Genomic DNA, 12,906 nt, shown 5'->3' on the forward strand with positions numbered 1-12,906 from the left:
CCGTGTTAACGCAGAAAGAGATTAAAAAAAGTGCAGAAAACGTTTTGAGATTCCACAAAAAGCACTACCTTTGCAACCGCAATTAAGGATGGTTCCGTAGCTCAGCTGGATAGAGCAACGCCCTTCTAAGGCGTGGGTCAAGCGTTCGAATCGCTTCGGAATCACTAATAGAAACCGCAAATAGCTTATTATAAGGCTTTTGCGGTTTTTTGTTTTTATCTTGCACAACATTTGCACAACTTGATTATTCCGGATCATACCAAAATTGGATGGTGTCGCATACAATAATCAGGATTGCTTCTCCTTTTTATGTTTGAACCTAATTGTTTTCTTGGAGTGGTGATTGGGGCGTTTAACTGTAATCACTATGGGTTCTTCGTAGCCTTTGGCTTTAATACGGAGCATGGTTTTCTTTAATGGATTACCATCTTTATCTTGCAAACCATCATCCGAAGACCAATATATCCGATATGGATTATTTTCATTGATGTACTTTAAATCAATATCTTCAGAATCTTCTTTCCCATCTTCGTCAAGGAATAATCTCTCAATGTGAATATTCTCCCAATTTATGCGATTACCATTTTCATCAACTATATTGAAATCGATGTAACGCGTCTGAATATCAACAATAACTACTTCTCCCATCAAAGCATTTGAATCTTGTTCCAATATTATATTCATAGGTTTCGAAGAATCAGATGCAATAATAGTTAGGGATTCATAACCAATAAAAGAAGCCTCTATTAAATCCCCCCGACAAGCGTTAATTTCAAAATTACCGTCAATATCTGTAATTGTTCCTTTATTTGTATTGCGGTTTAACACGCAAGCACCTGTCAATGTGTCAAATCCTTCCTTCTTTTCATTTGAAGAAGTCCATCTTCCAGTAACTTTGCCTTTTACGACAAAAGTATCGACCGGAGTAGAAATACTTACGCTATCAGCGGCTAAGTAGGTGCTATCGGGGTGCGTTTGTGCGATAGAAGGCAACGGCATTGACATAGCAAGGGCGCTGGCCGATATTCCTGCAAGAGCAATGGCTTTCCCTGAAAGGCTTCGGGTATGAAGTTGTTGCTCCAAATAACGCACTTCAGCTTCACATTTTGGACAAGTTCCAAGACAGTCGCCTTTGTAGCGACACTCGGACGTGATAAACTCAATGTCGTTTGCTTTGGCTATTTGTCGGCGGATGTCTTTTAGAATCCTGCAAGTGTCTTTTCCTCGTGCCATAGTCATGTACGGATTATATAGGTAAATAAATCGAATTTTATAAAACCAAGTGCTTCGAGTGCCACACGGCTGGCAATGCGATCGGCATCTGTATTAAAGTTGGGAATCAGCGGCAGTCTGATAATACAGTCATTCTGTCGGTTTTGTTCGGCTATCAATTTAAGATTATCAATAACAAGGCTGTTGTTTTGTCCTGTGTAACTGCGATAAATCTCCGCATTCATATCCTTGATGTCAATAATCAATGTGCTCACAATTGGAAGCAAGCACTTGATGTTTGTGGTGGGCACGTTGAGCGATGTCTCAAGATTGAGTTGCCAATCCGAACCGCAAAGCTTCCGAAACTTACGAATAAACTGCGGACGGAGGCAAGGTTCACCACCGCCAAAAGTAATTCCGCCATTGGTGGCGAGGAAATACAGTTCGTCTATACGTGTTTCGGTATATAACTCTTTGGGTGAATAGCTGCGAAAAGGCTTATCATCGCCAATCGACAACGGATTTAGGCAATAACGACAGCGAAGCGGGCACTCATGAAAAGCTACGAGCGTGGTAACACCGTTCCCGTCAGTAGAGAGGCGGTGCTGTGATATTCCGATAATCTTCGCTCGTTCTTTCTCCATATGTCTTTCATATTCAATTATGCAAAATTACGAATAATCCTCTATACTCAGCGTGAATTTTATCGGATTTGTTTGGACTAAAAAAATATTTTTTAGATACATATAGTCATTTATCTTTTATGTCGGATGCAAAGGTAGTCAGCTGTTATTAAATGTAGTACCTTTGTAGTGGCTTAGAAAGTGAGCTAATATAGAAATGAAATATCGCAAGTGAATAGCACCTAAAAGAGAAGGAATTGCTCGTATTGGCGCTTCAAGTAAGCCAAGAATCAATATCAGTTCTTCAAAGATTTTCATTCTTAAGTATTGGAACAAATGCCTCAGGGTGAGATGGATGCACATTTAGGTTATGACAAGCATAATACTGATGGTTATAACAGTGGTTACTATTGCAATGGAAGCTTTAGCAAGAAGATTCAGAACGAGTATCGTGAGAATATAATCGAATTTCCTCGTGATCGCAAAAAAGAGTTTGAATTCATCTAGATACGTTGTATGGAAGAATTTAAAAGAATTTACGGCTGATATGAAAGAGATTTATACCTCCGTCAATCGATACCAAGCAGCCATCGCATTGGAAGAATTTGAGTGAAAATGGGGTTCTAAATATCGCCATGTCGTACAATGCTGGCATCGCAACTGGAACGATCTGATTGCTTTCTTTGATTTTCCCTTAGAAATATGTACTATCATTTATATAACCTATTTAATAGAAAATCTGAATGGCAAGATACGGCGATTTACCAGAATAAAATTATCTTTTTCTACTGACGATACCCTCAGCAAGTCTGTTTGGTTGGTTATTTGTGAGATTGAAAAGAAATGGACGATGCCTACCCGAAATTAGGGTGTGGTAATGAATCCATTTTTAGTTATCTTTAAAAACAGAATTGAGCTTTAGCACTAGACTAAAGCTCAACATGAATATAGTTTATATGAAATTATGGACAGTGCTAATAAATTATTAACTTGCTTACACCGTTTAAATTACAGGTTAGTTCAGTATTGCAGATATTGCGTCTTTGAGAGATGATTTAATTATTACATAAAGTCTTTTTTAGTGCTATTAAAGTATTTTCGCCCCAGGAAGGTTTAAGATAATTATTTGTTTCTTTTTGGAATAGCTTTTCTATCTCTAGGAGACTATCATAAAAGTTGTTTTCTTCATTATTTCCGGTAAACCCAGACATCTTTATTCTAAACATCAAAAGTAATAATTGTGCTCTGGGATTTTTAGGATTATATTTAAGTGCTTTTTGATATGATTCTAAAACGTTTTTGTAATATATCTGTCCGTTTTTATTTGGGTTTTTAGCTATAATTGCATAGTAATAATAGCCTTCTATTGTGCTTATCTCAGATTTATCAGCATTCTTGTTTCGTTTTAGTAAATTTATGTTTGCCATTGCATCATTTAGAATATCTTCATTATTTGCTGATAAGTTACTGAATGTCTGCTGGATTTGATATAAAGAAATGTAATAATAGATTATCCATTCATTTGGATACATGGTAGACATTCTTTTGAGTTCTGCTACACAAGTTAGAAGCCGGTCAGGAGAAGTATTACTTTCCAACTTTGATAAAGTCTCATTCAACATTTGAACAAATTGCACTTCTTCAGGTATGCTTGCATAAGTTCTAGTAGTCTGAATACATAGGAACATTACTAAAATAGATAAAATTTGTTTCATAACTTTTACTTTTTAATGTTAATAATAATTGTTTTATTTTTTTTAAGGGTGAATTTTGCAATGTCAAAAGACGGGAATCCATTTACATTATTTGAAATCCCATACGGTTCTAGTGGTACAGAAAATAATCTATCCAATTTTTTATTTTTATTTAGATCTTGATAAAGGATAACAGCATATTCTCCGATAGGTAATGAAAGCGTATATTCTTCTTTTGTAGACGTAACCATTAAACGTTTGGAATTTATGGCGTTCTTATTATCAAATGCATTCTGGTTGTCATAAATAGCGATATAAATATCGCCCTTTATTGCTGATATGTCTGTTATCTTAATGGTTAAATTGCACTTGTTATTTGAATTGATAACGACAGAAGATGTAAGTAATATTATGATGCTTACATGGGGTAATAGTTTAAAAATTAGAGATTTCATAAGCTTTAGTATTATTAAGAGAGATAAATAATCCAACGTAAAAGAAACGTTCACGAGATGATACTACAGGGACTCCATGATATATATTATCAGAGCCACGAGTAGATGAATAGTTATAATTAAAGATATTGTTTCTTCCTAGTATATTTGTCACCGAAGTATATAATATAATGTTAGGCTTTAAAAGGAAAGTAAGATTCAAATCAAGGCTATTGTATGGGCTTGTTTTTGAATTCATATATCCTGTTTTATTAGGATTATGATAAGGTCTTCCACTTGCAAAAAGATTAGACGCACCTACATATGTTTTTATAGGAGAAAGGTAGTACCTGAAAGAAATATTGAAATTATGCGATGTTGCGTATTGGGGTTGAGATAATACAGGATAATCGAGATATAACCTTTTACTGTCATTATAAGAATATGCTATTGTCGATCTTAAATTTTTTATTAAAACTTCTTCTTCCAAAAACAAATCGATTCCTTTACTATGTCCATAACCTTTTGACAAATATATGCCATCTTCTAATAATGGTAATTTTTTATATTTTTTATAATATGGTTCAATTCTGAATACTAATCCAGGCTTATTATACGCCATACTAAATATGAAATGATTAGATAATTCTTGCTTCAAGTCTTTTCTGTTCAGTGCAAGAATATCATCTTTTGTTGATTGACTATAAGAACCATAAATTACAGAAAATTGTAGACTATTATTAGGTATATAACTTAAAGTTGTTCTCGGTAAGAGTGTCCATTTTTTATTATTAGTTTGATATTCCATTCTACCGGAAAAATTGAAGTATAATCCTTTATGTAATTTTAGGTTATTGTCGGTGTAAAAAGATAATACATCATAGCCTAAATCATATTTACGCTGTATATTTTCTTGTAAGATTGAATAATCTTTCACGCTTTTCCTTAAGAATGCTTCTCCACCAAAAGATGTTTTGTATATATTAGAGAAAGACTTATCAACTGTGGCTTTTAAGTGTATTTCTTGCCGGTTATTTTTATAATCATCATCATTTACTAAGGCATTGTCCATTTTATCTTTAACAATTGAACCTGCTGCCCCTAGAAATAACGAGTATCCATTATTGAAGAATGACCTATATGTTGTATTTATATATACGTTATGCTCTCTAAGTGATAAGTTCCTTTTATTGGTTTTATCGAATGTCCCTTCTACTTTTTGTTTGAATGAGGTATAATCATATCCTAAGTAGACTTTCAATATATTATTAGGATTAAACTCTATTTTATATTGACCTTGTCCGGAAATTTTCTGATAAGGGTTAACCCAATTGTATTTGTCGGGAAAGGCTTTGTTATATAAATGCATATTCATATAATCACCATTAAAGGAAATAGAACTCTTTTTTTGAGAAATAGTACCTCCCAAATTAAAACTGAATGGTGAGACACTGATCCCAAGTTTGTCCCCTGAAGATACATCAGTTGTTTGCATTGGTAATACGGAGGATAAGGCTTGTCCATATTCAGCCCCATACCCTCCTAATGTTAAATTAATACCTTTGAATAAAAAAGGAGAGAAGCGACTTCTTTGGACTGAATTTTCTGCATTAGTTGTGTATGGCTCTAAAACATGCATTCCGTTAATAAATGTTTGGGTTTCATCGCTTTCTCCACCCCTAACATATAATCTACCATTCTCCCCTACTTTTTGTGTACCAGGTAAAGATTGAAGGGCGGCATAAATATCTCCATTTGAACTTCCGGTCATTACAATATCTAAAGAGTTCATCTTTTTTAGCTTATTACCGTCCGAGCCAAAATTAAAACTACTTGCGACAACTACAACTTCATCTATTGCAATGTCTTTTAATTCTAGTGTTATTTCCAAATTTTTCAGACGAGACACATTTGAGGTTATTTTATAATCCTTGAATCCAAGATAGCTTACTATTAACGTTACAGTATCCGCCTCAGTCTTTGTCGTTACAAACTTAAATTTACCATCATTGTTTGTAATACCTCCTTCTATAGTTTTATATATAAAAACATTTGCTCCAATGAGAGGCTCATTCGTTTTATCTTTGACGATGCCACTTATTTCTGCCTTTGACTGAGAGTATAACATTTCTCCACCGCAATAAATAAGCAAAATGAACAGTAGTGTTCTTTTAAAAAAGTATTTCATAATCTATATGATATTTTGGTTCATAGCACAATATTATAGACTATAATTAACTCGAGCAATTAACAAGGATATACAGCTACAATTTGTGATGAATAACAAATAATATTTCTAATGACTAGGTTTTAAACACGTTTGGATAGGTTTGTTTTGTTGAAGTAGAGTATCTAGCTATTCATAAAATGGGTTAGCTAACTGTCATTTGTTTTTGTCAGTCATGGCTTGCTATTAGACAAATATCACTATTTTAAGCTGTCTGTCACCAAAATTTTATTTATCAAATTATGTTCCTTAATGTTGCAAAGTCAAAACGAACATCGGTTAAATGAGAGATTTACCCAATCCCTGTTGAACTAAATAAATTCATTAGAAAAAACAAATAAATATATATGAATACTATTAAAACTCTTTTTATAGATGTAGCATATGAAGAAAAATCAGTTTCAGATTTAATTAAAGTTCTAACTGATAAAAACATTGCTAATATGATAAGTGAAGATGAAAAGAATGCATACCAAGCATTTTGTTGCGCATTGTTGGCTAAAGAGGCAAAAAATATAATGCAAAAGGGACAGTACATCCAAGAATATAATATTTTCATTCAGAAGAGTCTATATATAAATTATGACTGTATTGTAGCTAGGTTGATAAGGTTGATGGTTGAGACACAACTTCAAGATGTCAATTTTACAAGCCATATTGATGACGATTCACATTTTCTTTCTGAAAATATAAACACTTCGAGTGATGAAGAATTAATAAAGTTAATCATTAAAATTTTATCAAGATGAGCTGCAATGATTTTTTTAGACCGTTTATGGAATTTAAAGAGTCATGTATAATTGACGTATCCACAAAATCGCATTATACCTATGATGTTTTTTTTCAAAAAGTTATGAATATCAGCTCTGAGCTGTTTATGGCAAAATTAACACCAAGAAGCATTGTACTTATATATAAAATAAGTAATCCATTTGAGTCTATATTGGCTTTTTTTGCTTGTTTGAAAAGTGATCTGATTCCTTTCATAGTAGATACTGAAGATATTAAAAATATTTCGGATCTAAAATACAAAGCAATTATTACGAACAGCATTATTTCATCCACTAAAACTTTGCCTATCATTCTGAATTCAATCTCAGGTGTTGTAGTATATGAAATGGATTCGGAAGACTATTATAAAGGAAATGAAAATGATTTTATTATAGTAACAAGCTCAAAGAGTACTTCCACTGTAGCTAAAAAAATATTATTAGGAGCTAAAGAAACATTGTTCAACATAGAATCTAATAGGAAATCACTTCCTATATTAAAAGATGAAAGAACTCTTGTTTTATTGCCCTTTTCTTATTCATATGGTTTAATAGCCCAATTTTTAACACATTTATTTGTAGGTACAGATATTATTATAGCCCCTCGAATAGTCGGTGTAATACAACTTAAAACAATTATTCATGATTATGATGTTACGAATATTTTTTTAACCCCATTATTAGCACGGCTTATACTAATCTATAATAATACTTTTATAAACAATAATCTAAGATTTGTTACACTAGGTGGAGATAAGCCTTGTCAATCAACAATCAACGGAGTTAGAAGCCTGTTTGATTGTGAAATATATGGTACATATGGGTTGGCAGAAGCTGGGCCGCGTGTTGCGACTTCTAAACTTAATATTGAAAAGACTAAAGTGGATATAGGCCAGATTAATCCTGGTATAGAAGTTTCAATTGTTGAAGATGAAAAATATAGAGAAATCACGAAGATTAAAGCTATAGGATATTTAAAGATATATACCCCTTCAATCTATTTAGGTTATATACAAGGGAGCAGTTTGTGTAAACCAGAATCTTCTGAATTTATAATGACCAAAGATATTGTATACAACTCTGATAATACATACTGTTTGTTAGGTAGGGATAATGAGTATATAATGATCGGTTCAAAGCTGTATTGGTTTCAGGATTTTAAGTCATTTTTTTATAATAATCCGAATGTTTTAAAGGTCAAAATTCAGAAAGATACAGATAGTAAACTGATTTTTACGATTTTCTATAAGAGCAAAGACAGTGTGAATTTTGATATGGAAGACTCATTCAATTCATATTTCGGTATAAAAAAAGATTTGGATTATTCATTAACAGTAGTTGGATATCAATATAATCAATATAAATGACATTCATATTTTATTCTGAATTAAAGCATGTTTTTACTGATAAGGAAATTAATATGGTAAATCGCTTATATAATATTGAAATGATAAAAAGGTTAGAAGAATCCTACTCTTATCTTTATAAAAATCGGCGCTTAACATTTATGTGTATGATGATTAATATTTGTCGTTTTTTGGGAATACCATCTTCATCATTGGGGACAATTTATCACAATCACTCTGGAAAGCTCATAATGGATAATTATAATATCGCAGTTTCTTATTCTGGGGGGTATACATTCTGTATGTTGAGCGACTTCAAAGTTGGATTTGATGTTGAGCATATTAATTTCGACGTTCCAAGAAATGAATTTGAAGTATTCAATCATTTCTTTAAGACTGACATAAAAGATTATCTTACTTTCTTTAAAGAATGGACAAGACTGGAATCGATTGTTAAATACTTTGATAATAAAGGTATCAAGGATTTCATATATAATAAATTAAGTAGTAAACAGTACGGTTTAGATACCATTCATATAATGCTTGACAGAAACTATATAATCGCTATTTCAGCAGAGAAATTATATTCAAAAAAAATAATATACAATTTAAATGTATCTAATATGGAACTTACAAAATTAAAGCCGGTTGATTTATTACCTCATAATGGAACAATGTTATTGGTAGATAGAATTATAGATTCTGATTATGAAAGTTTTGTAGTAACTGAACGCACGGTGGATAGAAATGATTTTTATTTTGATGGTCACTTTCCAAATCATCCAATTGTTCCTGGAGTTTTTATAATTGAGATGATGTTCCAGACTTGCGGAATATTGGTTCGATTAAGTAACACCAGCAAAGAAAGTAATTCAGCAAATATACAAGCTGGTAAAGCAGTCAGTATTAAGTCTGCAAAATTTAAAAAGGAAGTTTCTCCAGATTCAATAATCCAGATAAAAGCTACTAAAAAGTATAGTGTAATGACTTTTACTGAATTTATCGTGAATGCTTTTGTTGGTGAAGAAGAAGTGTGCAATGCCGAACTTATTATATCAGTACAATCATGATAAACAAGAAGATTTTTATAAGCGGGTTGGGAGTTTATTCTCCTGTTGGATATGGTATTAAACAAACGTGGGATAACATATCAAATGGTTATACTGGTCTTGAAAAGATTAAGGATTGGGAAAATTCTAATATTAGGAGCCATTATTACGGATTACCACAATCACTTTCTTTTAAAGAAGAGATAAAATGGCCTGAAATGTTCCCACCTACTCGATATTCTCTTCTTGGCATGTATGCTTGTAAAAAAGCAATTGAGGATGCAAAATTAAATTTGAATACGGAGAATAATGAAATAGGAATGGTGATTGATACGTCAATGGGTTCTGCTTCATCAGTAGAGCAATATCTTCAGGATCTGTATCAACGAGGATTATCGAAAATAAGTCCAATGAAATTCACTAAAACAGTTACTAATACTGCAATAGGTGATATTTCACGTCTCTTTAAACTGAATGGCCCCAGTTCATTGCTTTTAAATGAATGTAGTTTGTGCTATGGTATTGATTTAGTACGTAAAGGTGTTATTGATATGGTGATCTGTGGGGCTATTGATCATTATACAGATTATTATGTGTTGAGCGAACAGGAGTCATATTGCTTAATAGATGAGAGATATTCTTTAGAAGAAGCTATTTCTAAAACGGAACGAATTGAGCAAAAGATGTTAGGTGAGGGTGCTTGTTTCATTGTAATCGAAACCCAGGAAAGTATAAAAAAAAGAGGGGTAAAACCTTATGCAGAAATAGTTGATTACAATACCAGTTTTGATTATGAGAATATAGATAGCACAACACGAAGAACTCAAAAGAACCTTCGTAATAATATAATGGGAATTCTCGACTATATTCCTAATGACTCAGATATTCTTTGGTTTAGCCCCTTTCAGACTGATATACAGAAGAGCACCAATGAGCCTAAAGAACTATTGGCTGATTTAATAGCTAAAAATATTCATTATTCAAGTCATAAAGAATATACCGGGGATATGCGTTCGGCCAGTAGCCTTTTTGGAATCTTATTAGCAGCAAAAAGCCTGCACGAAAAAAAGTACCCTGCAGATATGAAAGGATGTCATAAATCCAATGCAAATATAGCATTAGTTAATACTACTCAAGAGGGAGGTTCTAGTTCGTTATTCTTACTTAAGAATCTAAACTCATAAATTCATAAGTTATGAAAAATATATTCATTACAGGAGGTTCAAGAGGTATTGGTAAAGAATTGGTTTATAAATTCGCTAATACTGGAAATAATGTATTCTTTACTTATAATAGTTCAGAAGCTGATGCAAATAAAATTATAACAGATTTACAATCCACAAGCCGTATTTCGGTTTATGCTATCAAATGTGATTTATCTGAAGAGAATGAAGTTAAAAGAATATTTAAAGAAAATAAATCTATATTGTCAAACATTGATATTCTCATAAACAACGCAGGTATAACAGGGAGTTCAGCAAAACAATTTATGCTCACAGGTTCGCAGGAATGGTGGAAAGTAATGCATACTAATCTTGGAAGCGTTTTAAACTGTACCAGAGCTGTTCTTCCTATAATGCTAAGAAATAAACACGGAAGAATAATTAATGTAACATCCTTATCCGGGATTAAAGGAAATCCTGGGCAATCAGCATATTCGGCTTCCAAGTCAGCTATATCAGCTTTTTCTAAGTCTTTATCTAAAGAGTTGAAAGGTTCTGGCATAGTTATTAATTGTCTAGCTCCCGGATTTATTGAAACTGAAATGACTTCAAATTCACCGGCAGCTTATTACAATTCAAGACTAGAGAATAGTATTCTTCAAAGAATGGGTACTACCAAAGAGGTCGCAAACATAATTCATTATTTAGCGATTGAAGCACCTAGTTATTTGATAAATCAAGAGATATTAATTGATGGTGGAATTGCTTAAATATAAAACGAAATGGATATAAGAGTAGTAATTACAGGCATGGGATCAGTATCATCTTTAGGTAATACGATTGAAGAAATGTTGTATAGTTTAAATAATAGGATTGATAAATACGAAAGAATTCCAGATGATAGATTTTTAACAGATCATAAATTATATAGGAATAACCGGGGGTTTATTATGGATCAGGAATTATATTCTTCCGCAAAGAAAGATGAGCCATCCACTATGTATTCAATTGCATGCAAGTGTATAAATGAGGCGCTGAGCAACGCTTTGTTAAATACAGAAATGTTGAAAAAATATCAAACAGGATTATGTTTAGGTACTTCAGTAGGAGCAAGCTACATAATGATGGATAGGATAAAAGATCAGATTAATTTGAATAAAGAGAATTATGAATTTGGGAGATATACCACTCCAATAATGATAGGGAAGATTGCTCGTAAATTTAGACTTAATGGGACTGTTTCTACTATATCTACTGCATGTGCTTCTGGAACAAATTCAATTGGAAGAGGATTTGATTTAATTAAAAATGGAAAAGAAGATATCATGATTTGTGGTGGTATAGATATTTTTACAGAATTAACCTATTCTGGTTTTAATTCTCTAATGGCTATCTCAAGAGACCGCTGTAAGCCACTTGCCAATGAGAGAGATGGAATGTCTTTAGGAGATGCATGCTCTATGCTTATCTTAGAATCATATGAATCTGCTAAAGAGAGAGGTGCAAAAATATATGGTGAAATTAAAGGATATTATACCTTGAATGAAGCTTATCATCCAACAGCGCCACATCCCGAAGGTATATATGCTTACAAATGTATGAAAAATGCTTTGACTGCAAGTCAAATGGATATTGATGATATCAGCTATATCAATTCACATGGTACCGGTACTGAAAAGAATGATCTATCAGAAATAAAGGGTATTGAGTTGCTATTAAAGAATAAACAAGCAAAAACTTATGTTAACTCAACAAAAGGTTTAACAGGTCATGCATTAGGAGCAGCAGGAAGTATTGAAGCTATAATTTGCTTGTTGAGTATGCAAAATAGTACCATTTTCGCTAATGGCAAGGAATATCATTATCCTCCCTCAGAAAAAATTGAATTTGTAAATAATAACAAAAAAAATGTCCTAATAAATGCAATAATATCAAACTCATTTGGTTTTGGTGGAAATATGGCAAGTATAATTATAAGTAATATAAATAATTAAAATTTACTAAGATGAAAAAGCAAGAATTAAATGTAAAAGTGAAAGAGATTATTATTGAAACTTTGAATCTAAACATGGAAGTGAAAGATATTCTAGATGAAACACCCTTATTCGGCACAAGTTATAAACCTGGGTTATTCGACAACTCTTTGTGTGTACTTGAAGTAACATCAGCTCTGGTTGGAGAATTCGATATTGAGCCTTCATGCTTCGATAATAAAAGTTTTGAAACAGTTGGTTCTCTGGCTGATAGCGTTTATAATGCTGTTGAAAATAAAGATAAAGAGTAAATATGTATCCAATAATTGTTAAACCCTTAAAATTAGAAAATTATGTTAGAAGAATTGAACATTGTCGAATTGGAAGAAAGATTCGAACCCGTTGTTGCTGCTCA

The 12,906-nt window shown here is 32.5% G+C and carries 12 protein-coding genes, 1 tRNA gene and 1 pseudogene; 9 read left to right on the forward strand and 5 right to left on the reverse strand.

What is annotated here, in order from left to right; translation table 11 throughout:
• Positions 1–90: 90 nt before the first annotated feature.
• Positions 91–164: transfer RNA gene (locus tag C511_RS0110960), tRNA-Arg, on the forward strand.
• A 124-nt stretch (positions 165–288) separates the two neighbouring features.
• Here C511_RS0110960 and C511_RS17280 read toward each other — a convergent pair.
• Both C511_RS17280 and C511_RS0110970 read right to left on the reverse strand, forming a co-directional pair.
• Positions 289–1,233, reverse strand: coding sequence for a carboxypeptidase-like regulatory domain-containing protein (locus C511_RS17280; protein ID WP_024997429.1), 945 nt, complete (start codon positions 1,231–1,233; stop codon positions 289–291).
• A gap of 2 nt (positions 1,234–1,235) precedes the next feature.
• Positions 1,236–1,856: a radical SAM protein gene (locus C511_RS0110970; RefSeq protein WP_024997430.1), complete on the reverse strand. Its 621-nt coding sequence runs from the start codon at positions 1,854–1,856 to the stop codon at positions 1,236–1,238.
• Between the two features lie 276 nt (positions 1,857–2,132).
• Here C511_RS0110970 and C511_RS18640 point away from each other — a divergent pair.
• A pseudogene (locus tag C511_RS18640) lies at positions 2,133–2,703 on the forward strand (transposase); the annotation flags it as partial.
• Positions 2,704–2,890: 187 nt separating this feature from the next.
• On the opposite strand, the gene C511_RS0110980 reads toward C511_RS18640, so the two are convergent.
• From C511_RS0110980 to C511_RS0110990, 3 genes are read right to left on the reverse strand one after another with little or no spacing between them, the layout of a single operon-like run.
• The gene (locus C511_RS0110980) at positions 2,891–3,550 is read right to left on the reverse strand and encodes a hypothetical protein (protein WP_148297765.1); all 660 of its coding nucleotides are present in this window, start codon (positions 3,548–3,550) and stop codon (positions 2,891–2,893) included.
• Positions 3,551–3,555: 5 nt separating this feature from the next.
• Positions 3,556–3,984 (reverse strand): DUF2141 domain-containing protein, encoded by a 429-nt coding sequence (locus C511_RS17285; protein ID WP_024997432.1) that lies wholly within the window; start codon positions 3,982–3,984, stop codon positions 3,556–3,558.
• Complete coding sequence (locus C511_RS0110990; RefSeq protein WP_034782254.1) at positions 3,965–6,151, reverse strand: TonB-dependent receptor; 2,187 nt, start codon at positions 6,149–6,151, stop codon at positions 3,965–3,967. Before C511_RS0110990 ends, C511_RS17285 begins: the two co-directional genes overlap by 20 nt.
• Positions 6,152–6,537: 386 nt before the next feature.
• Between C511_RS0110990 and C511_RS0110995 the strand changes: the two genes are divergently transcribed.
• The 7 genes from C511_RS0110995 (at position 6,538) to C511_RS16720 (ending at position 12,802) form a co-directional block, all read left to right on the forward strand.
• Positions 6,538–6,939, forward strand: a complete 402-nt coding sequence (locus tag C511_RS0110995; RefSeq protein ID WP_024997434.1) for an LbetaH domain-containing protein — start codon at positions 6,538–6,540, stop codon at positions 6,937–6,939.
• Positions 6,936–8,327 carry an AMP-binding protein gene (locus tag C511_RS0111000; RefSeq protein WP_024997435.1) on the forward strand — a complete coding sequence of 464 codons (1,392 nt, stop codon included), beginning with the start codon at positions 6,936–6,938 and terminating at the stop codon, positions 8,325–8,327. The genes C511_RS0110995 and C511_RS0111000 overlap by 4 nt, the downstream gene beginning before the upstream one ends.
• A 146-nt stretch (positions 8,328–8,473) precedes the next feature.
• Entirely contained in the window at positions 8,474–9,376 is a 903-nt protein-coding gene (locus C511_RS17290; RefSeq protein WP_158332567.1) for a 3-hydroxyacyl-ACP dehydratase FabZ family protein, read from the forward strand.
• Entirely contained in the window at positions 9,373–10,539 is a 1,167-nt protein-coding gene (locus C511_RS0111010) for a beta-ketoacyl synthase N-terminal-like domain-containing protein (protein WP_027318142.1), read from the forward strand. Before C511_RS17290 ends, C511_RS0111010 begins: the two co-directional genes overlap by 4 nt.
• A gap of 11 nt (positions 10,540–10,550) precedes the next feature.
• The gene (locus C511_RS0111015) at positions 10,551–11,288 is read left to right on the forward strand and encodes an SDR family NAD(P)-dependent oxidoreductase (RefSeq protein ID WP_027318143.1); all 738 of its coding nucleotides are present in this window, start codon (positions 10,551–10,553) and stop codon (positions 11,286–11,288) included.
• Positions 11,289–11,300: 12 nt separating this feature from the next.
• Complete coding sequence (locus tag C511_RS0111020; protein ID WP_024997438.1) at positions 11,301–12,512, forward strand: beta-ketoacyl-[acyl-carrier-protein] synthase family protein; 1,212 nt, start codon at positions 11,301–11,303, stop codon at positions 12,510–12,512.
• Positions 12,513–12,523: 11 nt separating this feature from the next.
• Complete coding sequence (locus C511_RS16720; RefSeq protein ID WP_034782260.1) at positions 12,524–12,802, forward strand: acyl carrier protein; 279 nt, start codon at positions 12,524–12,526, stop codon at positions 12,800–12,802.
• Positions 12,803–12,906: the final 104 nt, after the last annotated feature.

The sequence above is a fragment of the Bacteroides graminisolvens DSM 19988 = JCM 15093 genome, assembly GCF_000428125.1.
Lineage (GTDB): Bacteria > Bacteroidota > Bacteroidia > Bacteroidales > Bacteroidaceae > Bacteroides > Bacteroides graminisolvens.